The 22,677-nt window shown below is 33.6% G+C and carries 21 protein-coding genes; 9 read left to right on the top strand and 12 right to left on the bottom strand.

Annotated elements, in window-relative coordinates:
* Positions 1 to 15: 15 nt before the first annotated feature.
* From recQ to AP058_RS08540, 10 genes are all read right to left on the bottom strand, one after another.
* Positions 16 to 2,325, bottom strand: a complete 2,310-nt coding sequence (gene recQ, locus AP058_RS08585) for a DNA helicase RecQ (RefSeq protein WP_066309237.1) — start codon at positions 2,323 to 2,325, stop codon at positions 16 to 18.
* A 95-nt stretch (positions 2,326 to 2,420) separates the two neighbouring features.
* The gene (locus AP058_RS08580; RefSeq protein ID WP_066309235.1) at positions 2,421 to 3,353 is read right to left on the bottom strand and encodes a transglutaminase; all 933 of its coding nucleotides are present in this window, start codon (positions 3,351 to 3,353) and stop codon (positions 2,421 to 2,423) included.
* Positions 3,354 to 3,371: 18 nt separating this feature from the next.
* The gene (locus AP058_RS08575; RefSeq protein WP_066309234.1) at positions 3,372 to 4,223 is read right to left on the bottom strand and encodes a substrate-binding domain-containing protein; all 852 of its coding nucleotides are present in this window, start codon (positions 4,221 to 4,223) and stop codon (positions 3,372 to 3,374) included.
* Between the two features lie 14 nt (positions 4,224 to 4,237).
* Entirely contained in the window at positions 4,238 to 4,711 is a 474-nt protein-coding gene (locus AP058_RS08570) for a DUF4265 domain-containing protein (protein WP_066309233.1), read from the bottom strand.
* 3 nt (positions 4,712 to 4,714) lie between these two features.
* Complete coding sequence (locus tag AP058_RS08565) at positions 4,715 to 5,584, bottom strand: nucleoside phosphorylase (RefSeq protein WP_066309231.1); 870 nt, start codon at positions 5,582 to 5,584, stop codon at positions 4,715 to 4,717.
* Positions 5,585 to 5,715: 131 nt separating this feature from the next.
* Complete coding sequence (locus AP058_RS08560) at positions 5,716 to 6,045, bottom strand: translation initiation factor (RefSeq protein ID WP_066309228.1); 330 nt, start codon at positions 6,043 to 6,045, stop codon at positions 5,716 to 5,718.
* 86 nt (positions 6,046 to 6,131) lie between these two features.
* Positions 6,132 to 7,082: an isopenicillin N synthase family oxygenase gene (locus AP058_RS08555; RefSeq protein ID WP_066309225.1), complete on the bottom strand. Its 951-nt coding sequence runs from the start codon at positions 7,080 to 7,082 to the stop codon at positions 6,132 to 6,134.
* Between the two features lie 102 nt (positions 7,083 to 7,184).
* On the bottom strand, positions 7,185 to 7,586 hold the full coding sequence (locus AP058_RS08550; RefSeq protein ID WP_066309222.1) for a glyoxalase: 402 nt from the start codon (positions 7,584 to 7,586) through the stop codon (positions 7,185 to 7,187).
* Between the two features lie 183 nt (positions 7,587 to 7,769).
* Positions 7,770 to 8,975, bottom strand: coding sequence for a mechanosensitive ion channel family protein (locus AP058_RS08545; RefSeq protein ID WP_066309592.1), 1,206 nt, complete (start codon positions 8,973 to 8,975; stop codon positions 7,770 to 7,772).
* Positions 8,976 to 9,027: 52 nt separating this feature from the next.
* Positions 9,028 to 9,312 carry a DUF3817 domain-containing protein gene (locus AP058_RS08540; RefSeq protein ID WP_066309220.1) on the bottom strand — a complete coding sequence of 95 codons (285 nt, stop codon included), beginning with the start codon at positions 9,310 to 9,312 and terminating at the stop codon, positions 9,028 to 9,030.
* A 101-nt stretch (positions 9,313 to 9,413) separates the two neighbouring features.
* Here AP058_RS08540 and AP058_RS08535 point away from each other — a divergent pair, with 101 nt between their 5' ends.
* The 4 genes from AP058_RS08535 to AP058_RS08520 all read left to right on the top strand — a co-directional run bounded on the left by AP058_RS08535 (position 9,414) and on the right by AP058_RS08520 (position 14,555).
* The gene (locus tag AP058_RS08535) at positions 9,414 to 9,938 is read left to right on the top strand and encodes a DUF6155 family protein (RefSeq protein WP_066309216.1); all 525 of its coding nucleotides are present in this window, start codon (positions 9,414 to 9,416) and stop codon (positions 9,936 to 9,938) included.
* A 106-nt stretch (positions 9,939 to 10,044) separates the two neighbouring features.
* Complete coding sequence (locus AP058_RS08530) at positions 10,045 to 11,589, top strand: DEAD/DEAH box helicase (RefSeq protein WP_066309214.1); 1,545 nt, start codon at positions 10,045 to 10,047, stop codon at positions 11,587 to 11,589.
* Between the two features lie 207 nt (positions 11,590 to 11,796).
* The gene (locus tag AP058_RS08525; protein WP_066309213.1) at positions 11,797 to 13,134 is read left to right on the top strand and encodes a DEAD/DEAH box helicase; all 1,338 of its coding nucleotides are present in this window, start codon (positions 11,797 to 11,799) and stop codon (positions 13,132 to 13,134) included.
* 152 nt (positions 13,135 to 13,286) lie between these two features.
* Positions 13,287 to 14,555 (top strand): NAD(P)/FAD-dependent oxidoreductase, encoded by a 1,269-nt coding sequence (locus AP058_RS08520; RefSeq protein ID WP_066309212.1) that lies wholly within the window; start codon positions 13,287 to 13,289, stop codon positions 14,553 to 14,555.
* A gap of 77 nt (positions 14,556 to 14,632) precedes the next feature.
* Here AP058_RS08520 and AP058_RS08515 read toward each other — a convergent pair whose 3' ends face one another.
* Positions 14,633 to 15,826 carry a multidrug effflux MFS transporter gene (locus tag AP058_RS08515; RefSeq protein ID WP_066309207.1) on the bottom strand — a complete coding sequence of 398 codons (1,194 nt, stop codon included), beginning with the start codon at positions 15,824 to 15,826 and terminating at the stop codon, positions 14,633 to 14,635.
* A gap of 125 nt (positions 15,827 to 15,951) precedes the next feature.
* Here AP058_RS08515 and AP058_RS08510 point away from each other — a divergent pair, with 125 nt between their 5' ends.
* The 3 genes from AP058_RS08510 to AP058_RS08500 all read left to right on the top strand — a co-directional run bounded on the left by AP058_RS08510 (position 15,952) and on the right by AP058_RS08500 (position 19,250).
* Positions 15,952 to 16,356, top strand: coding sequence for a hypothetical protein (locus tag AP058_RS08510; RefSeq protein ID WP_066309205.1), 405 nt, complete (start codon positions 15,952 to 15,954; stop codon positions 16,354 to 16,356).
* Between the two features lie 379 nt (positions 16,357 to 16,735).
* Positions 16,736 to 18,652 carry a DUF294 nucleotidyltransferase-like domain-containing protein gene (locus tag AP058_RS08505; RefSeq protein ID WP_066309203.1) on the top strand — a complete coding sequence of 639 codons (1,917 nt, stop codon included), beginning with the start codon at positions 16,736 to 16,738 and terminating at the stop codon, positions 18,650 to 18,652.
* 1 nt (position 18,653) lies between these two features.
* Positions 18,654 to 19,250: a PolC-type DNA polymerase III gene (locus AP058_RS08500; RefSeq protein WP_066309201.1), complete on the top strand. Its 597-nt coding sequence runs from the start codon at positions 18,654 to 18,656 to the stop codon at positions 19,248 to 19,250.
* 81 nt (positions 19,251 to 19,331) lie between these two features.
* Here AP058_RS08500 and AP058_RS08495 read toward each other — a convergent pair whose 3' ends face one another.
* Positions 19,332 to 20,207, bottom strand: a complete 876-nt coding sequence (locus tag AP058_RS08495; RefSeq protein WP_066309199.1) for a hypothetical protein — start codon at positions 20,205 to 20,207, stop codon at positions 19,332 to 19,334.
* Between the two features lie 94 nt (positions 20,208 to 20,301).
* On the opposite strand from AP058_RS08495, the gene AP058_RS08490 reads away from it, so the two are divergent.
* The gene (locus AP058_RS08490) at positions 20,302 to 21,333 is read left to right on the top strand and encodes a formimidoylglutamase (protein ID WP_066309197.1); all 1,032 of its coding nucleotides are present in this window, start codon (positions 20,302 to 20,304) and stop codon (positions 21,331 to 21,333) included.
* A gap of 94 nt (positions 21,334 to 21,427) precedes the next feature.
* The gene (locus AP058_RS08485) at positions 21,428 to 22,675 is read left to right on the top strand and encodes a DEAD/DEAH box helicase (protein WP_066309192.1); all 1,248 of its coding nucleotides are present in this window, start codon (positions 21,428 to 21,430) and stop codon (positions 22,673 to 22,675) included.
* Positions 22,676 to 22,677: the final 2 nt, after the last annotated feature.

Genomic DNA, 22,677 nt, shown 5'->3' with positions numbered 1-22,677 from the left:
ACTTATATGGTTTTTTTACTTTAGTTCTAATTTCTTCAATCTAGATACTATAGCACCACTGTTTCTACCCAATATACTGGCAATTTCTGCGTTGGCTTTGCCTTCTTTAAAGAAATTAGTAAGCTGTAAATCTTCTTCAGAATTCCACTTTTTATATGCTTCTGCATGAGAAATTCGAATTTCATCAACAGAATATGCTTTATTATTTAGCGTCTGAGATAATTCTTTCGATTTTTCAATAACCGCTAAGCCTAAGCGAATTTTATCATATGCCATTCTTTCTTCCAAATAATCAAAATATGGTTTTAAAACTGTCGTACTTTTTATTTCCTTGTGTGCTTTCTTTAATTGCTCGACTTCTTCTTGCGTTACAAAATCGCCTAAATCAGTGATGTGATCATCAATATATAATTTCGCAATGTGTGAAATTACAGTAGAAATTCCGAGTTTTCTTTGTTTCGAAATTTCATCAGTAGACATACCTTTTTGATAAAGCTCTAACGTTGTTTTGTACGTGCTACTTTCTTTTTTAGCAGTTGTTTTTTTGTTTTTTTGAAATTCTACAATTGCCGAGATAAACTCCGCACCGTACTTTTCGAGCTTTGCTTTTCCGACACCATCTATAGCGATTAATTCTTCTTCGCTCATTGGTCTAACGCTTTCAAATTGACGAAGAGTAGCGTCGTTAAAGATTACGTAAGCAGGAACTTCTTCTTCCTTTGAAATGTCATAACGCAATTTTCGTAAAATTTCAAAAAGTGAGTTCTTGATTGTTTTTGTTTTGACTTCTTTGGCCTCTTTAGTTTCAGCTACTTTTTTAACTACAGTATTTAATTGGACTTTCTCTCCATCGAATAAAACTTTTCGAGCGAGTGATGTTAATAAGATTCTATTGTTTTGATGAAAAGCAATTTCAAGGTACCCTAGATTAATTAATTGAATTAAATATTGATTCCAATCGTACCAAGAAACATCTGCACCAATTCCGTACGTTTTTAGGTTTTGATATTCTTTTTCGTAAATATGTGCATTTTTAGAACCTCTTAAAAAATCAACTATTACCGCCAAAGTTTCTTTTTCTTGTAAGCGAGTCACGGCCGAAAGTGCTTTTTGTGCTAAAATAGTTCCGTTAAAAAAAACCGGAGGATTTTTACAGATGTCACAATTACCACAATTTTCAGTGACTAATTCCCCAAAATAAGAAAGTAAAATTTTTCTGCGGCAGCTTAAAGCGTCCGCATATTGTTTCATTCGTTCTAATTTAGCCAATTGCAAATCCGCATTCAAACCTTCTGATGCAAATTTTTGTAGCTGAATAACATCTGCATAACTTTCAAATAGAACTGTTTCTGAAGGCAATCCGTCACGACCAGCACGGCCAATTTCTTGGTAATAACCTTCGATATTTTTAGGTAAATTATAATGAATTACCCAGCGCACATTTGATTTGTCAATTCCCATTCCAAAGGCAATAGTTGCACAGACAATTTGACAATCGTCATTTATAAAATCATCTTGTGTTTTTGCTCTTAATTTTGCTTCTAAACCCGCATGATATGCTTTGGCATTAATTCCTTTTTGCTGCAATTTTTTCGCTAATTCTTCGGTAGTTTTTCGGCTTAAACAATAAACAATTCCAGATTCATTGGGTTTGGTCGCAATAAAATCTATTATTTGTTTCACACGGTCTAAAGCGGGTCGCACTTCTAAACTTAAATTTTTGCGATCAAAAGAAGAAACAAATATGGCAGGATTTCTAAGGTTTAATTGTTGTGCAATATCGGTTCGCGTAGCTTTATCGGCAGTTGCTGTTAAGGCCAAAATTGGAGTAGAAGGGAAGCGGTTTTTAAGGTAACCTAAATTAGTGTAGGCAGGTCTAAAATCATGTCCCCAGGCAGAAATACAATGTGCTTCGTCGATGGCAATCAAGCTGACTTCTAGAGAATTAAAAACATTTTCTAAATAAGACAAACTTTCGGGAGCGACGTATACTAATTTGATGATATTGTTGCGCAATGAATCCAAATAAAATTGCTGCTCTTGGTCAGATTGTGTACTATTGATAAAGCAAGCCGCAATTCCGTTAGCTTTTAAACTGTCTACTTGATCTTTCATCAAAGCAATAAGCGGAGAAACTACTACTGTAATTCCAGAAAAAAGTAGCGCTGGTAATTGAAAACAGATTGATTTTCCGCCACCTGTTGGCATGATAGCTAAGGCATCTTTTTTAGAAAGAATAGTTTCAATAATTATTTCTTGATTGGGTCTGAATTTTTCAAAACCAAAATGTTCTTTTAATTTGGCGTGTAATATCTCGGAATTCATTTGGCGTGTATTTTTTTTACAGTGAAAGTGTTGTTTGTTCCGCGAAAAAATAAAAAACCATTTCCCGCAGAATGAAGTATTACTAGTATAGGAATTTAGTTTAGAGTAAGCGCTCCTAAAATTTCTTCAGACATAAAAGGTCCTCCTGGATATTTAGCGGTATAGTCTAAGTTCAACCATATTTGATCTCTTTCATCAATGTGATAATGCAAAGATTTTCCATAGCTTTCTTTCTCAAAAAGAATGTTTTTTATTAAATAATTCACTGCTTCTAAGTCACTTCTGTTCCCAATTAAGATTTCAGGGTAAATATGTCCTTTGGTGTGAATTAATCGTGGTGTTCCCCCAATAGAACGGACAGCCGCAGCCATCAGTATAGAGTGATCGTCGCAGTCACCAGAAAAGTACTCCAAAGATTCGCTTGCTGTTGCAATATAATCGCCATCCTTCGGATCATTAACGTAATTCCAGCGGGCATTAATTTCTTTGAAAGCAGCAAAACATTGAATTAAAGTGCGGTACTCTGAATAACCTTTTACATTTCTAAAATGTTTGGTCGTGGCCATCACCGCAAAATTTCTAACCTTTGGATTCTGATATTCTATAGCCTTTAAAATCAATGATTTATTTGGAAAAGGTAGAAGTTTGGATACAATTAAATCTTGGGGATACGGATTGTATGTCATGGTATAGATCATGGAATCGTAATCTTCGTAGATCTGATTGAAACCATAATTTCCAATTACGGTTCCGTAAAACAAAACCAATAAATAGAGCGCGACGCAAATAATTATTATGGTCCGTAGTTGAAATAAAATTAAATAAACACCCCCTAATACGCCGATAAACAGCAAAATACGGTCAAGATTAAAACTCCAATTAAGCTCAATAAGGTTTTGATGTAAAATAATGAAGAGCGGAATTGTGATAAAAATACTCAAAAACAAAATAATGACCCTGTCCCAAGGTTTTTTAACCCGCAACTTGGCTTTTATTTTTTGTATGTCAATTTTTGTTATTTCGATCATAGGAGTTATAAAGCAAATTTACAGTGCTTTAATAATTTCAGCAAAAGTACTTTTTTTATTAATAATACGCAGTTCTAGTAGTTGGTTTTGAAGTGTGTTAAATTTGGTTTCACTAAAATTTTCTTGCGACCATTCTGTTAGTTTCAGCCAAGCTTGAATATCTTCTAATTTTTGACCAAATGTTTCAGCTAAGGTTCTGTCGATACTCGGAATCGATTTAAAATCTTCTGTGGTTGTGTTAATGATTTCTAATATTGTAGCGACTGCTTCTGCGTTTTCTTCTAAAAATTCCTCTCTAACAGCAATTACAAAACTAGGCCATGGCGTAGGACAATCTCCAATTCGTCTAAAAATTCCTTGGTCAACTAGTGGTTTTGTCATAAAACGCTCCCACATAAAATAGTCTGCAGTTTCATTGGTCAATGCTTCGACGGCACCGTCGATAGTATTTATAATTTCGAATTTCAAATTGTCGCTGTTCCAATTTTGATTGGCAGCATTTACATAGGCCATTAATTGTGAACCAGATCCAATTCTAGAAATAGCAATCGTACTATCTTTTACATCTTCAATGGTTTGATATTTTGATTTTGATGCAACATGAATTCCCCAAATTAAAGGTGACTTTACATAAATCTGAACAATTTTGCTCGGATTACCAGCTGCAATATCTTTTATAATCCCTTCGGTTAATATTACGGCAATATCAGTGGAACCGTCTCGCAGCATTTGGCATAATTTCCCCGTTCCTTCAGGAACATCAGTCCATTCTAAATCAATATTTTCGGCTTCAAATTCGCCATTATCAATACATAATTGCCAAGGTAAATTAAAATGTTCTGGAACTCCTGCTATTTTTATAGTTGTCATAATTGTTTTAAATTTTAATTTTTCAATAAATCAGTTCTGTGCTTTTCTGAAAGACAAGGTTCTGCAAATTGCAGTATAGAAAGTGTTTCAAATTCTGTTAAGATAGTTTTCACGATAGAATAATCTACATCTTTAGTGATTTCTACAGCAAAGAAGATTTCATTTAAAACTTCTGAAACACATTGAACTACTTGAAGTTTTTCTCTAATAACTTCTGTATCAAAATCTTTTTCTAAAATTATGACTTGCACAATTGAATTTCCAGAATTTTGGATCGTCTTTTTGTACACAAAGCGATCGTCATCTGCTTCTTTCTCTGCATAAAATAAATCTCCTGTCGCAATGAGCGGGCCAAAAAACGGAATATTATCTAATTTAAAATGTCCTTTTTCTAAATCTATTATTTCTGCCCACATGGTTTCTGTAATAGTATCTTGTAAGTAATCGCTGTAATATTTAAATATAATTTTTTTATGTGTAGCTGTCATTTTTTAACTATTTGCCAGTTTATCTAAAGTATATGCTATTAGCTCATCGACTGCCTTATACGGATCTTCGCTAAAATCGCCTGTAGCTCTGTTGGCAATTATTGCATTTAGCGATAAAGCGTGATGTCCTAATAAAGCCGAAAGCCCATAAATTGCAGCAGTTTCCATTTCTAAATTGGTAATTCTATTTTCATTAAAGTCAAAACTATCCATCTTATTATTCAACTTCTCATCTTGGATATTTAGTCGTAAAACTCTTCCTTGTGGACCGTAAAATCCGCCAGCGGTAGCTGTAATTCCTTTAAAGATTTGATCACTTTCTATTATTTTTTCCAATTTATTAGAACAAGCAATTACATATGGTTTTCCTTTTCGGATGTCCCAATTAGTATGAATAAAAAAAGCTTCTTCGAGTGCCGCATTTGAAACTTCATCGATTAAATAGGAGCGAAGCATATTGTCTAACCCTAGTCCGAAAGTAGACATTACAAAACTATCTACTGGGATATCTGCATGTAGTGAGCCCGAAGTTCCTACTCGAATAATATTTAAAGAACTAATTTCTTTTTTTATTTTTCTCGTTTTTAAATCAATATTTACTAAAGCATCCAGTTCGTTGATTACGATGTCAATATTATCAGGACCGATTCCGGTTGAAATGACCGTAATTCGTTTGCCTTTGTACATTCCGGTTTGAGTCTTAAATTCTCTTTTTTGAGTTGAGAATTCAATGGAATCAAAATGTTGCGTAATTTTTTCTACGCGATTTTGATCGCCTACAAAAATAATATCGTGTGCTATATTTTCAGGAAGTAAATTTAAGTGATAGACACTTCCGTCTGGATTTAAAATCAATTCTGAAGATTTAATCATGTTTTAGTTTTTAAGGTACTACGTTGCTGCGAAGCAAAATTCAAATTTTTTTAAAGAGAAGAAGGTTTAAAACTTAAAAGATCTTTTTTCTATTAAAAACATTTACTTATTAATTTGTATTCTAACGCATTTTATCCGCCAACACGTTTAACTTTAAATCCTTTCTTTTTTAAAATTGCCATAATTTTATCACGGTAATCACCTTGAATGATAATGGATTCGTCTTTGTAACTTCCACCAACACTTAACTTAGTTTTAATTTCTTTAGCTAATATTTTAAAGTCTTCTTGATCGCCGGTGTAGCCTTCAATTATAGTTGTTGGTTTTCCTTTTCTCTTTTCAAATTTGCAAATCATTGGCTCGTCCTGAATCCACAATTCTTTTACTTCAGCAATAATTTCTTCTTCTGGAGCTGCTTGGTGATCGGGAAATAAATTTTTTAATTGGTCTTGTAAATCCATTGTATCTGAAATTTTGAAAAATTAAATTCCAAATTCCAAAGTAATACAACCTTGGAATTTGGAATTTATAACTTGATTTTAATTTATTATTTTTTTATCAATCCTAAATCAACCAAACGTTCGTGCAAATAGTCTCCTGCAGTAATATCATCGAATTTTTTCGGATTTTCACTATTTATACAATTCGCTAAACAATCTAGTTTCATATCACTAACAGGGTGCATAAAAAACGGAATAGAATAACGAGAAGTTCCCCATAATTCTCTCGGCGGATTTACTACTTGATGAATGGTAGATTTTAGTTTATTATTGGTGTGTCGTGACAACATATCACCCACATTAATAACTAATTCATCCTCTGCAGCAATTGCATCAAGCCATTCTCCGTTGTGGTTTTGCACTTGCAATCCTTTTCCTTGAGCCCCCATCAACAATGTAATTAGATTGATATCACCATGTGCTGCTGCTCGAATCGCATTTTCTGGCTCAGATGTAATAGGAGGATAGTGAATTGGTCTCAAAATTGAATTTCCTTCGTGCGCATATTGGTCAAAATAAAATTCATCTAAACCTAAATGCAACGCTAAAGCGCGCAACACATAAACGCCCGTTTTTTCGAGCATTTGATACGCTTGTTTACCCACTACATTAAAACGAGGCAACTCACTTACTTGTACATTATCTGGGTATTCTGCAGCATACTTTGAACTTGAATCTACATATTGTCCAAAATGCCAAAACTCTTTTAAATCGCCTTCTTTTCTGCCTTTAGCATGTTCTTTTCCAAAAGACACGTACCCCCTTTGACCGCCAATTTCGGGAATTTCGTAGCCGTGCTTAGTCGCTAGTGGTAAGGCAAAAAACTTTCTAATTTCACCATACAGCTCGTTTACCAATTGGTCTTCTAAAAAATGACCTTTTAAGGCAACGAAGCCTATGTTTTCAAATGCATTTCCGATTTCATTTACAAATTTTTGTTTACGTTCCGGGTCGTCCGAAAGGAAATCACGTAAGTCTACACTAGGAATGTTTTGCATACTTTACATATTAATTTAAAAAAGTTGAAAAGCATAAGAAATGCTGATCACAAACAAAGATAAATATAATTTGGTAGTCGTTTGGGTCTTTAAGAAAACTTTTTAATTCGGTTGAATTTCTAGCAATTGTACTTGACTTCGCAATCTCTCAATAATTAATGTCATCATTCGTTTATTTAAACTAGACGAATTTTGAATGTAGTTTTGGTATTCTTCTAATGAAAAAAGTCCGATTACTATTCCTTTTAAAGTGTTTCGAAATTTAATATCCTTCTGAATGGAATTTTCAATCGCATGTAACTTTTTATCTACCGAAAAAGTAAAGAAATCAACTTTGTTTTTTTGTACATAATATACAAAAACTGAAATAAGTAAATCGTTCTGAAGTTTTAGAATCGGCCGAAGTACTTGGTTTTGAAAAACTTCATCTGGAGATGACTGTGAACTAGTCGTTCCTAAAACTTCTCCTCTAAATTCTTTTAAAAATGAATCTCTATTGGCCATTGTTTTTCTTTAAAATTAAAAAAAATTAACGACAGTAGCAGTCTATTTTAAAAAATAAACCCTCAGTTTTACATAAACATTCAACTTGCTTTACTTGTAAAATTAGTATTCATAAAAAAATCCACAAACTAACACGTTGCAATTGCTATTAATTTGTGGAAATTTTATTTATTTAAAAGTTTATTACCTGTTATTATCGGTAATTTGTAATTTAGATGGCATTTCGAAAATCTCTAAATCAAATAACGGAACTGCCGCAAATATATGATCAAAAAGATCAGACATAATATACTCGTAGTTTGCCCAACGTTTGTCTTTAGAAAAAGCGTAAATCTCCAACGGAACACCAAATTCTGTCGATTGCAACTGACGGCACATCATAACCATATTCTCGTTTAAACCGCTTTGGTTGGCCATATACACAGAGATGTACTTGCGAAACAATCCTAAATTGGTCATGTTACGGCCATTAACATGCAGTTCTTTATTTATGTTATGATTGGTATTGTATTTTTCAATCTCCACTTGTCTCGAATCGATATAAGCGGTAATCAACTCGACAGAACGCAGACGAGCTAAATCGTCATTGTTTAAAAACCGAATCGTACTGCTTTTTATCAACACATGACGCTTAATTCGTCTTCCATCTCCTTTTAACATCCCACGCCAGTTCTGAAAAGACTCAGAACTTAATGCGTAAGTTGGAATAGTAGTAATGGTTTTGTCAAAATTCTGCACTTTTACAGTAGTTAGGTTAATCTCGATCACATCACCATCGGCGCCAAACTTGTCCATAGTAATCCAGTCGCCAATACGAACCATATCATTTATAGAAACTTGCACACTTGACACAAATCCTAAAATCGTGTCTCTAAAAATCAAGATAATAATTGCCGACAAGGTTCCTAGAATAGTAAGCAGTTCAGTTTGTTTGATTCCGAACAACTTGGAAATCATTACTGTAACTCCAAATATCCAAAGCACAATCATAATGACCTGAATAAAGCTATCGATTGGTTTGTCGCTGTATTCTGGTTTGTTTTTTAGGTAATCTTTAAGAGAATTAAAAACGGTACGAATAATCCACAACATTAAGAAAATGATGTAAATACCAAATATTTTCTCAAAGGTTAATTGCCAATAATCATATTTGTCTAAAATTATAGGAACTGCCGCATAAATAAAAAATGCAGGAATAAGATACGCCGTGTATTTTGCTGTTTTGTTTGAAATCAAAAAATCATCGAACTTGGTTTTGGTGCGTTGTGCAAAAACGGCCATTAAAGTCACCAAAAAAAGTCGTGCGATGTAGTAAATACCGAACGCCATTATTATTAAAACCACGATATTTACGACTAAGCTTAAGTACGACGCAGAAATCCTGCTCATGCCTAAATCACGTAAAATAGGGTATAATATATTAAATAATTTTTCTAACAAACTAAGCGTTTTTTAAGTATTTCTGTTCAATATAAAAAGTAGCGAAAGGAAGTAAAGAAGCTAATAAGATAAATCCAAAAACCGGAATACTCCATTTTTGACTTCTTTTAAGTAAAACAGCTAATAATACGTAGGCAATAAATAAAACACCGTGACTCATTCCAATTGGATATAGTAAAGTTTTATACAATTCTAAATTTGTTGGTTTGATAAAAAGCATGTTTGCGAACAAAACTAAATAGGAAATCCCCTCTAAAATCGCGGTAATCTTAAAAATCTTAAGCATTTGAATGTTGTTTAAAAATAAAGCGTAAAATTAGGTATTCTCTTTGGTTTTCTAGGTATCTAAACTCAAACAAATTACTTTTGTACTTTTACCTATTGATTATGAGTAAACGCGATTTAAAAAAATATTTAACCGAGCTTTCGCAAGAGCAATTACAAGATCAAATAATTGAATTGTATGAAAAATTTGCGCCAGTAAAAGTATTTTACGACTTTGTTTTTAATCCAAAAGAGGAAACACTTTTGCACGAAGCAAAAATTAAAATTTCGAACGAATATTTTCCTATAAAAGTAACTCGAAGAGGCAAAGCGAAGATGCGCCGATCTGTGGCTCAAAAAATCGTAAAACATTTTATTGTTTTGGGAGTTGATCCGTTCGTAATTGCAGATGTTATGCTTTATAACATTGAAATCGCACAAACGTATGCAGCTGGAAACTTGATAAAGCAGGAACTTTTTTACAAGAGCATGTTCAATTCTTTCGAACAGGCAGTCACTTTTAGTATTTCAAACGGAATTTTTGAAGAGTTTAATGAGCGAATTACCGCCATTGCTGAGGAAGCAAAGAGAAAAAAATGGAAGAACAGGTCTGATTTTGAAGCTATTTTAGAGAAAATCACTTTATAAAAACGGTAAGATAATTCAATCTTTAGGATTTATTTGATTTAATTTAAGCAAAATCACAAGGAATAACTGTTTTTTAGGTGTATTTTTGCAAAAACCAATAAAAAGCATGTCTCAAAATATTTTAGAAGTAGAAAAGGAAGAACGGAAAGAACTTTATGCCTATCAGCAAAAAGATATTGATGCCATTTTTGAACGATTAGACGGTACTCCAGAGAAATATCACTTGCTGTATCAGTTGCCCACAGGAGGTGGAAAAACAGTAGTTTTTTCTGAAATCGTTCGTCGTTATTTATCGCATAATGACAAAAAAGTAGTAGTGTTAACACACCGTATCGAGCTTTGTAAACAGACTTCAAAAATGCTGAAGGGCTTTGGTGTCAAAAACAAAATTATTAATAGTAAGGTAAAAGAATTGCCAGACCAAAACGATTATTCATGTTTTGTGGCAATGGTCGAAACGCTTAAAAATCGTATCAACGACGAAAAATTACACTTAGACAATATTGGATTAGTAATTATTGATGAGGCGCATTACAATTCCTTCCGAAAATTATTAAATTCTTTTAAAAATGCTTTCATATTAGGCGTTACAGCGACACCACTAAGTTCTAATATCAAGTTACCCATGCACCAAAGTTATGATGAACTAATCGTAGGAGACACGATTGCATCGCTTATTGGTAAAGGATTCTTAGCAAAAGCAACGACCTACAGTTACGATGTTGGTTTGACCTCCTTGAAGGTCGGAATCAACGGTGATTATACGGTAAAATCTTCAGACGATTTATATACCAATTCGGTGATGCAGGAAAAATTATTGCATGCCTATACCGAGAAATCTTTGGGCAAAAAGACTTTGATTTTTAATAATGGTATTCATACTTCCTTATACGTCTACGAAACTTTTCGCGAAGCAGGCTACGAGATTCGTCACTTAGACAACACTTGCGGTACCGAAGAGCGTAAGGATATATTGCAATGGTTCAAAAAAACACCAGATGCCATTTTAACCTCAGTCGGAATTTTAACTACTGGTTTTGATGAGCCAACTGTAGATACAATTATCCTTAATCGTGCTACCAAGTCCTTGACTTTATATTTTCAGATGATTGGTCGTGGTTCTCGAAAATTACCAGGTAAAAGCGATTTTAATGTAATCGATCTAGGTAACAATGCAGCTCGTTTTGGACTGTGGAGTGATGCGGTCAATTGGCAGCATATTTTTAAATCACCAGAGTTTTACTTAGAGAATTTGCGCGATGACACCGAAATTGAATTGTTTTTCAAATATACGATGCCACCAGAATTAAGGGCTAAATTTAGTAAAACAGCCGAAGTTAATTTTGATGTAGATGAAGAGCATAAATTAGCGATAGCGCAAAATGAACGCTCGAAGGTCGTATTAGAAAAATCGCTGGAACAACACGCAGCGATGTGCGTTGATAATACCGAAACATTGCAAGAAGCAAAATCATTAGGTCGCGAATTAGATGACGATATCGACTGCCGCATCAAGCGCTACTCTAAGTGTTTAAGCCAATGCAGTAAAAATTACCGCGAATGGTTGGTCGACGATTATAAACTAAAAATGGTCTTATTAATAGGTAAAAAATACCGTGAAAAAATAATGAATGAGCCTGACGAAGATTAATTTTTGTTAGGAGCTATTCCCGCTGTACACTGTATCTTTTTCGGGCGAACCCCGCCCAAAAAAGGATGCCGCTTCCATCGGGGCTAAAAAATCCAGCATTCATAACACATTTATCTTATGCAAAATCCCACAAGTGCACAGCAAACTTGTGGGATTTTAAGTTTTACAGCGTACCTTTACACTCGAATAAATTCAAAAAAATAAACAATGTCAGAAGATTTTAAAAAATTAGGAATTACAGCACCGATTCTCAAAGCCTTAACAGAATTGGACATTGTTTCTCCAACCGAAATTCAGCAGCAGATAATTCCGTTACTTCTTAAAAATGAAACCGATGTTGTTGGTTTAGCTAAAACAGGAACAGGAAAAACAGCCGCTTTCGCATTGCCCTTGTTGCAACTTGTAAGTACAGAGCAAGAACACGTTCAGGCTGTTGTATTAGTGCCAACGAGAGAATTAGGACAACAGATTTTTGCTAATTTAGAATCTTTTTCGAAATACCAAACTAAAATTTCTATTGCAGCAATCTGTGGTGGAACACCTATAAAACCTCAAATCGAATTGCTCAAAGCACCTACACATATTGTAGTGGCTACCCCAGGCCGTTTAATTGATTTATTGCAGCGCAAAGCAATTGATTTATCACAAACACAATTTTTAGTTTTAGATGAAGCCGACGAAATGGTTTCGATCCTAAAAGAAAGCTTAGACGAGATTATCACCGAATTGCCTAAAACGCATCGCACTTATTTGTTTTCGGCAACACTGCCAGGAACAATCAAACAATTGATTCAGAACTACTTGCATAAAAACGTGATTCAGATCGCTTCTAACATGGAAACAGTTGGTAATCAAGAAATCGAACACCAATATATCGTAGTAGATCCTATTGAAAAGCTAGATGTTCTAATGCATTTCTTGAATTCAAGAGATGGCGAAAGAGGAATTATTTTTTGTAAAACCAAAGCAGCCGTTAATAAATTAGCAAAAAACTTAGCAATAAACCGTTTTTCTTCCGGTGCCTTGCACGGTAGTTTGTCGCAAGGAATTCGCGACCGAATTATGGATCAATTTAGAGAAAGTCACATCAATTTGTTAGTAGCAACCGATTTGGCTGCTCGTGGTATCGATGTCTCTGGACTATCTTTTGTGGTCAATTATCATTTGCCCGATACGTACGAAAACTATGTACATAGAAGTGGTAGAACGGCTAGAGCAGGAGCAAGCGGATTAGCCTTGACCGTTTTACAGCCAGAAGAAGTACCCGAGATTGCTGAGTTTGAGAAAGAGTTGGGCATTAGTTTTTCTGAATTCAAAAAACCTTCAGCGATTAGTTTAGAAGAAAACAACACACTTTTGTGGGCAAAACAAATCTTCAAAACAAAACCAAATCACGAAATTGCTGCAGATCTTAAAAATAAAGTAAAAACTGTTTTTCATCATTTAACCAAAGAAGAATTGATAGAAAAAGTGCTGGCTAATTATGTTCTTCAAAACAAAACAGAGGTGGCAGAAAAGCCAATTAAAAAACTTAAAAAGAAATAGTAAATTTCTATATTGACAATATAATTTGTAAATTTATAATTCATACGAATCAAACATCCAACTTAGAACTAATTCTTATTATGTGCTAAGTTGGATGTTTATATAGGCGCATTACGTTTGATTCGCATAACATAAATTAATATAAAACTTATATGAAAATAGTTATCATAGGAGGAGGATTTGCTGGAATAAATCTAGCGAAAGAACTGCTCAATCAGAAAGATATAGAAGTTATACTGGTAGATAAAAACAATTATAACTTCTTTCCGCCGCTAATTTATCAGGTAGGAACTGCGTTTCTAGAACCTTCAAGTATTAGTTATCCTTTTAGAAAATTTTTTGCAGGAAAGAAAAACTTACAATTTCGATTAGGCGAATTAGTAGAAGTTGTTCCTGCCGAAAATAAAATTATTCTCAACAATGGTGAGTTAAATTATGATAAATTGGTTTTTGCAACTGGAGCAGAAACAAATTATTTCGGAATGGAAAACGTAAAAAAGAACGCTATCCCAATGAAAACGTTGAGCGATGCAATTGTGATGCGTAATACCTTGCTGAAAAATCTGGAAAAAGCTGCTATTTGCAAAGACATTCGTAAAAGAAGAGAATATTTGACAATTGTTGTGGCCGGTGGTGGACCAACAGGAGTTGAAGTTTCTGGAATGTTTGCCGAAATGCGTAAAAGTATTCTAATTAAAGAATATCCAGAATTAGCCACTAGTGCTAGTAATATATATTTGGTTGATGGTGGCGATGCCTTATTATCGCCAATGAGCAAAGCTTCACAAGAAGATACTCTAGAAGCCTTGCAGAAAATGGGAGTTATTGTGAAATTGAATGCACGAGTAACTGATTATATTGACAATACCGTCCATTTTGCTGATGGCGAAACAATTGTAACCAAAAATTTAATATGGGCAGCTGGAGTTTCTGCTAAAGTTTTTGCTGGAATTCCAACCGAAAGTTATGGTCGTGGCCGACGATTAGCAACCGATGCCTATAGTAAGGTTAACGGAATGGAAAATGTTTATGCGATTGGAGATACCGCTATTTTAGAAGGTGATCCAAAATTTCCTGGGGGACATCCGCAAGTTGCTCAAGTCGCGATTCAGCAAGCTTTAAATTTAGCAAAAAACTTTAAAGCAGCTAAACAAAACAAAGAATTACGTCCTTTTGAATATAAAGACAAAGGATCGATGGCTATTATTGGTAAAAACAAAGCTGTAGTTGATTTACCAAAACCAGAATGGCACTTTAAAGGCTTTTTTGCTTGGTTCATCTGGCTATTTGTGCATTTATTCTCTTTGATTACCTATAGAAATCGGTTCCAGACTTTTTACAATTGGACCGTCGCTTATTTTGCTAAAGATCAATCACTTCGAATGATTATTCGTCCAGACAAAAAAAATAATATAACCTAACTTGGTTTAGCATAGCTCAAAACAAAAAAAGCTGATTCTGTTAGGAATCAGCTTTTTTGTTTAAAGTTAAAATCTAATTAGTGAATCTCTATTATATTTTTTCTGCCAATATTTAAAATAAGAAAAGCTAGTAATGTGCTAACAACCATGATTGCAACCATTGGAACAATTGAATTGATCACAAATAGGCCAACAAAAAAAGAGGCTAAAGCTCCTAAGCCTAACTGAATTGCTCCCATTAAAGCTGAGGCACTTCCTGCATTTTTGGTAAATGGAGCCATAGTTAAACCTGCAGTATTGGGATTTGAAATTCCCAAACATGCCAAAAATAGAAATAACATACCTATTGTCTCATACATTCCTAACCAACCATTTAAGGCCACTATCAAAAACACAATACTTACAATTGATTGACAGAATAATGCACCAAAAATCAATTGTTGACTCGAATATTTTCGTAATAATAATGAGTTTAGTTGACTAGAGCCAATGAAACTTAAAGACATAAAGGCAAAGATCCATCCGTACACTTTTGGACCAACTTCAAAAATTTTCATAAAAACAATAGGTGAGGCGGCAACATATGTAAACAGTCCAGAAAAAGCCATAGCACCCGTCAAAGCATAGGTGTAAAATTGAGGTTCTTGAAGTACTTCTTTGAAATTACGAAGAATTGGTTTTGGTTTTAGCGACATTGTAGTGTCTGGAACCGAAGTATTGGGTAAACCAAATTGAGCGGCAAGTAAAATTACAATTCCCATGCACATCAAAATAAAGAATACAGTATGCCAACCGTAATCAGCAGTGATATATCCACCTATAGTTGGCGCTAGCATTGGCGATAAACCAACTACCAACATCAACATAGAAAATACTTTTGGTATGTCCTTTACAGGAAATAAGTCGCGAACCATAGCTACAGATGCAACTGTAGCAGCACAACTACCAATGGCTTGTATAAATCGTAATCCTATAAAAGTATCAATGTTGGTAACGTAAACACAGCCTAACGAAGCTAAAATATAAACCATTAAGCCAATGAACAGTGGCTTTTTTCGCCCGAAGCGATCTAGTAAAGGGCCATATAATAATTGCCCTGCAGAGATACCGATAAAATAACTAGATAAACTCATGGCCACTTTGGCAACAGTTGTATTCAGATCAGTCGCTATTCCTTCGAAACCGGGTAAATACATGTCGATAGAAAACGGACCCAAAGCCGTTAATGAACCCAAAATAAGAATAAGCTTATAATATTTGCTTTTTGTCATTGTAAAATAATGTAATTAATGCGACGCAAAGGTAAATATTTACTACCTTAGAGTATTAGCATTTGATTTTTAAAATAATACAATAACTGTATTTAACACAATCAACATTAATAAAATTAGAAATTATGAAAAAAATTATAGTATTACTCTTAATTACGTCATTTACGTATGCCCAGAAAATTCAGAACAAGATAGAAAATGTGAGTCCACAGCAAGCGGATTTTATACAAAAAGTAAATTCATTTTATCCAGACATCACAGTAAGCAATTCAGTAACTAATTATTATGCAGATGGCAGTGTTATTGATTCAAAGCAAGAGTTTGATTTGAGAGGTACGAAATTTTCAACCTATAAACTCGGTATTGAACCTGGAAGTAAAAAAATGCTTTATGAATATGAGACTGCTGATGCAGGTAAAGTTTGGGGAGATATCAGAATCTTTAATGGTAAATATGTTCGAACTCAATTTTCTGAAAAAACAGATAAAGTAGAACTACTTATAGACGGGAAAGCTGTTTATATGAACTAACAATATAAGCTTTTACTTAAAAACACCTTTTAAAAAAGGTGTTTTTTCGTTTATATAAGATTGAAGTGCTAGAATTTATCAACATATAATTTGAACTATAATTTATATTATGTAAAATAGAATTTTTTGTAATTGTCTTACTCTATTAAAAATAGTAATTATCTTTATTGAGATACACTAACAAAACTTATTCTAATTGTGCTGTTATGTCATGGATAATGATTGCTTTTATGCAACAGAGTAAGACCAGATATTTTAAAAATTATTTTATGTTCTACAGCTATCTTAAAAAAAAAAGTTATTCTACTTATCCACCTAGTTTCTAAGCCTTTTATTTGTTATTTTTACATTCAAAATTTTTATATTCCCGCGACTACAGATGAATACAATTGCAGAGCACATTGCTGACTTTTTAAAGGAACACGCACCATTCGATAATTTAACTTTTCAAGAATTGTCACAGATTGCTTTAAGCATTCGCGTGATGAATTTAGAAAAGAATGCTATGTTATTTAAAAACAATGATGAACTGCATGATTGTTTTTATGTGGTAGCTAGTGGTACCATTAATTTATCGGTCATTGCAGATGCTGAAGAGACATTATTAAATAAGTGTCATGTGGGAGATATTTTTGGTTTACGTCCGTTTTTTGCCAAAAACAATTACACAATGACTGCAAAAGCTCGTGAAGAATCTATTCTGTACGCGATTCCAATTGCGGTTTTTAGGCCGTTTGTTGCTAATAATTCTGACGTATTAAACTTTCTTTTAGAAAATTTCGCAGCCAATACCCGCCATACTAGAGACAATAACTACAAAAATAAAACGACACCAGATAATGCATTCTATACCGATCCTCAGTCAGAAATGCAGTACATACAAAATTTAACGTACAACACAGCGCCAATAACGGCAGCAAGTACGATATCGGTAAAAGATGCTGCTTTCTTAATGGTTGAATCTATTGTGAATAATGTGTTGTTGTGCGATGATGCTGGTTTTCCGATTGGTATTGTTACGGAAGCTGATATGGCTACCAAAATAGCAACGGGTCGCATTCCTATAACTGCAGCTGTTGCAAACATTATGTCTTCGCCGGTTGTAACAGTTATCGAAAATGTTTCGTTAGCAGAAGCACAATTGCTAATGATAAAACATGATGTAACGCATTTGTGTGTAACTAAAGATGGTACAAATAAATCGGTTGTGAAAGGTGTTATTTCAGAACATGATTTAATTGCGGCTCAAGCGAGTAATCCTGGAGTTTTAATTAAAGAAATAAAACGTTCTCAAGTTGCTAAAGATTTAAAACAAATAAGAGATCGATTATCTGATTTAATTCAGAATTCGATTCAAAAGAATATTCCACTTTCGCACATAACTAATATTGCAAACGAAATTAATTTAGCAATAATCAGACGTGCGGTCGAATTGTCAATTTTAGATTTAGGCTCCCCTCCTGCCCGTTTTGCGTGGCTGAGTATTGGAAGTCAAGGACGAAAAGAACAATTATTATTGACCGATCAAGATAGCATACTTATATTTGAAGATGTTGCTGCAGATAAGTACAGAGATGTTAAAGATTACTTTTTAAACCTTGCTAAAAAAACCACAGGGATTTTAGAAAAAGTGGGGTACGAATATTGTCCTAATGGTCATATGGGGAGTAATATGCTATGGTGTAAGTCATTGACAGACTGGACAAAACAATACAACAGTTGGATGAATACTCCAGGTGAAAGTAGTAATGATTTAAGTAGTATTTTCTTTGATTATCAAATTGTTTTTGGAGAACCTAAAATACAAGAAGCACTAGAAAATATTATATATAAAAATGCTTTAAACAATACTTTGTTTTTTGATTTCTTAGGGAATGATGCGTTGAAGAAAAACTCTCCATTGAGCTTTTTTAAGAAATTTATTTTAGAAGAAGAAGGAGAAAATAAAGAGAAATTTGATATTAAAACTAGAGCGCTAATGCCGTTAATCGATGGTGCCCGTCTCTTAATTTTGAGTAATGAAATTAAAGGAATAAACAATACGTATTTGAGATTTAAACAATTGGCAATAACAGATATAAAAAATGCCGATATTTATTTAAATTGTGCAGAAGCTTTCCTAACCCTTTCGAAATATCGAACTTTGGAAGGCATTAAAAATGATGATTCTGGTCAGTTCATTAATATCCAAGAATTATCAAAAATAGACCGAGAAAAACTAAAAAATGCACTCGCTCCCATGCGCGAATTAGAAGAATTAATTAAAAGTAAATTTCAATTGACTCAATTTTCATAATATGTTTGATTGGCTTAAAAATATCAATAAAGAACATCCTGAATTCTGGAAAGAGTACATGTCTAAATTCGAAAATAAATCGGATCGATTTGTTGTGATTTCTACCGAAACTTCTGGCTTAAGTCCGACAAGAGACGTAATTCTCTCTTTAGGCTCTTTTGCCATAGTTAACAATGCTATTATGATTAATGACAGTTTTGAAGCTGTTATTTTACAATATAAATATTTGCATGATAATGGGCTTTCGAATGAGTTTATTGTAGAAAGCAAAATGAAAAAACTGGCAGAGGCCGAAGCGATTCAATTATTGATCGATTATATTGGTAATGGAGTTTTAGTGGGCCATCATGTTAATTTTGATGTGGAAATGATCAATGCTGCATTAGAAAGACAGGAATGCGGTAAACTTAAGAATGAAGCTTTAGATATTGATGTAATGTATCGAAAGTTGAATGACATCAATGACAAACAGTTTTCTTTAAATGAACTGTGCGAAATTTATAAAATTCCTAAAAGCGATCGAAACTCTTCCTCTGAAGATGCTTATAAAATAGCTTTACTTTTCTTAAAGTTAAAATCAAGACTGAATATTCAATAGATAGGGAATTTATAGTAAAAAAAAAAATGAGGCCTTGAAGCCTCATTTTTTAATAGTAATTAGTTTAAAACTAATTCTGAATTATCTCAATGTAAAACTGGTTTTAGAAACTAACTGATCGTTATCAAAAATATTGATAAAGTACGATCCTTTTGCAAAGTCTTTTCCAGGTAGATCTTCAGATACATTTACTGTTTTGTTCTCATATTTTACTTTTGTAGTAAAGCTATAAGTCAAGGTATTTTCTCCAAAAGTTTCTGTTTTTTTGTCTCCTAAAACATTATTTTTGCTGTCGATTACTTGTACGTAATATGTCTTGTCTCCTGATTTTGCTACTTGATTTTCGGCAATTGTAAAGCTTACTTTTAATACGTCTGCTCTACTTGCTTTGTCAGTTTCGATTTGTTTACCAGAACTTCTCATTTTATAAGCAGAAGTTTTAGTGTTTAAAATTGTAAGTTTTGAAGCTTTTTCAACTGTTTTTGATAACTCTTCATTTTGACCAACTAATACTTCATTGTATTTTTTTGATTCGCCTAAAACAGTTACGGTACTATCACGCTGCACAGTTAAGACTCCGTTTTGTTTTTTTAACTCGTCATTTTCTGCAATTAAAGTATTCATTTTAGATTGAAGAGAACTTGCTTGTTTACGGTATTTTGACACATCTCCTTTTGATCTATTCAATTCGTCCATCAAATTTACAACTTTGTCTCTCTCTTGAATTAATTCATCAGACATTGAAGTATTTTCTGCAATTGCTGCATCGTACGTTGTTTTTAATTCTTGCAAATCCTTCATAACAGATTCTTTCTCTGTCATACTTGAAGTTAGTTCTGTTTTAACAACTTCTGTATCAGAGGTCATTTTAAAAATGTAAACTAAAGCGCCTACTAATAATACGGCTAAAACAGCAATAATCGCTTTTAGACTTGAATTTTTTTGTTGATTTTCCATACTGAAATATAATTTTTTAACAAATTTAATAATTAATATGAGGTAATAACGTAAGTTAACACATTTATAGTATTTTTGACTAATACTTTTTTACATGGAAAAACTTATACCTTTTACAATCAGTGATTTAGCTAAAATAACCGACCACAGAAGCGGTGAGATAAAGTTTGGCGAAAAGATGTTAACCGTTCCTAGAGGTGCTGATTTGCTTGATTTTCTTACAAATTGTGAGGCGCAATATATACTTTTTGGTATTCCCGAAGATATTGGTGTTCGCGCAAATTTCGGTCGACCAGGAGCGGCATCAGCTTGGGAAAGTGCCGTAAAAAGTATTGCTAATATTCAGCACAATCGTTTTTGCAAAGGAAATCAAATTGCTGTTTTGGGGCAACTGAACGTTAAAGAAGAAATGCTGGAAGTTCAAAATCTAGATTTCAAAGACATTGATGACCGTTTGAAATTAAGTCAATTGGTCGCAAAAATCGATAAAGACGTTTCTAATATTGTTTTTAATATTGTTAAAGCAGGTAAAACACCAATTGTAATTGGCGGTGGACACAACAATTCGTACGGAAACATAAAGGGATGTGCTTTAGCAAAAGGAAAACCTATTAATGCAATTAATTTTGATGCTCACTCTGATTTCAGAATACTGGAGGGACGTCACAGTGGCAATGGTTTCTCTTATGCATATGAAGAAGGCTTTCTTAAAAAATACTTTATTTTCGGTCTGCACGAAAACTATACTTCTAAAAGCGTGCTTGATATTATAAAAAAGAAAGAAGATCGGGTTCGATTTAATACCTACGACGCTATAAAAATTAGAAAAGAAAAAGAATTTGAAAGCGAGATGCAACACGCACTTGACTTTGTTAAAACAGATGCTTTTGGAATTGAAGTTGATTTAGATGCGCTTCCTAACATCGCCAGTAGTGCCATGACTTTGAGCGGATTTTCTATCGAAGAATTGCGCCAATTTATTTCGTACTTTGGAAAACATAAAAATGCTACCTATTTGCATATTTGTGAAGGAGCACCAGATTTAGGGGAAGAAAAAAACAACCATTTGATAGGAAAGCTTATTGGTTATCTCGTTACTGATTTTATTAAAACAACACACCTATAAACATATAATTGATTGCAACTGCATAAAAAATAATAACACTATCTTTGCAGCCGTACTTCTCGATTTGAATTAGAAGTATTTTAATTAGAAATATATGTTATTCGAAGATTTATCATTATCAAAAAGTATACAGAAAGCCGTTTTTGAAGAAGGCTATTTAAACCCTACTCCTATTCAAGAACAATCAATTCCGATTGTTTTGTCGGGCCGAGATTTAATTGGTTGCGCACAAACAGGAACAGGAAAAACTGCTGCATTTGCTATTCCTATTATTCACCAATTGCATAGAATTGTTGGTTCTACTAAAAAACCAAAAGTAATTCGTGCGCTAATTGTAACTCCAACACGTGAGCTGGCCGTTCAAATTGGACAAAATTTTGACACCTACGGCAAGTATACCAATTTAACCCAATTAACCATTTTTGGAGGTGTATCTCAAAATCCGCAAGTAGATACTTTAAAGAAAGGTGTTGATGTTTTAGTGGCCACACCTGGTCGGTTATTAGATTTACACAAACAAGGTTTTATTGATTTGGATCATCTACATACGTTAGTTTTAGATGAAGCTGATCAAATGCTGGACATGGGTTTTATTAATGACGTTAAAAAAATCGTCAAATTAACGCCTAAAAATAGACAAACCTTATTGTTCTCTGCAACTATGCCTGTTGCTATTCGCGAATTAGCCGAGATGTTCTTACAAGATCCTGCAACAGTTACAGTTTCTCCCGTTTCCTCTACAGCAGAGAATGTAGAGCAACGCGTTTATTTTGTTGACAAAGGTGAAAAAAGAAACTTACTATATCATTTAATAAAAAATGAAAATTTATCGAATATTTTAGTTTTTTCAAGAACTAAACATGGTGCAGATAATGTCGTCAAAGCGCTTCGCAAAAAAGATATCGCTGCTGAAGCGATTCACGGAGATAAATCTCAAAATGCAAGACAACGTGTTCTAGAAGCGTTTAAAAATAAAGAAGTGGGTGTTTTGGTTGCAACTGATATTGCGGCACGTGGTATTGACATTGATCAATTACCATTTGTAATCAATTTTGACTTGCCTAATATTCCAGAAACGTATGTACACCGAATTGGTCGTACTGGTCGTGCTGGAAATGGTGGAATTGCGATTTCATTTTGTGGCAAAGACGAGCACCAATATTGGAAAGACATTCAAAAGTTAATAAAAGTGGATGTTCAGACCATAAACGATCATCCTTTTCCGTGGCATTCTGGTAGTCCAGAGGAAGCACCAAAAGCGGCCAACTCAAATAGAAGCGATGGCGCTCACAAATCTAGAAAGTCAAGTGCTAGTAAACAAAATAAAAAACGTTGGTATTAACC

Origin of the sequence: Flavobacterium sp. TAB 87 (assembly GCF_001529295.1) — a bacterium.
In the GTDB taxonomy this organism is placed as follows: domain Bacteria; phylum Bacteroidota; class Bacteroidia; order Flavobacteriales; family Flavobacteriaceae; genus Flavobacterium.
The sequence above is the reverse complement of the archived record's forward strand: the minus strand, read 5'-3'. Positions and strand labels throughout refer to the sequence as shown.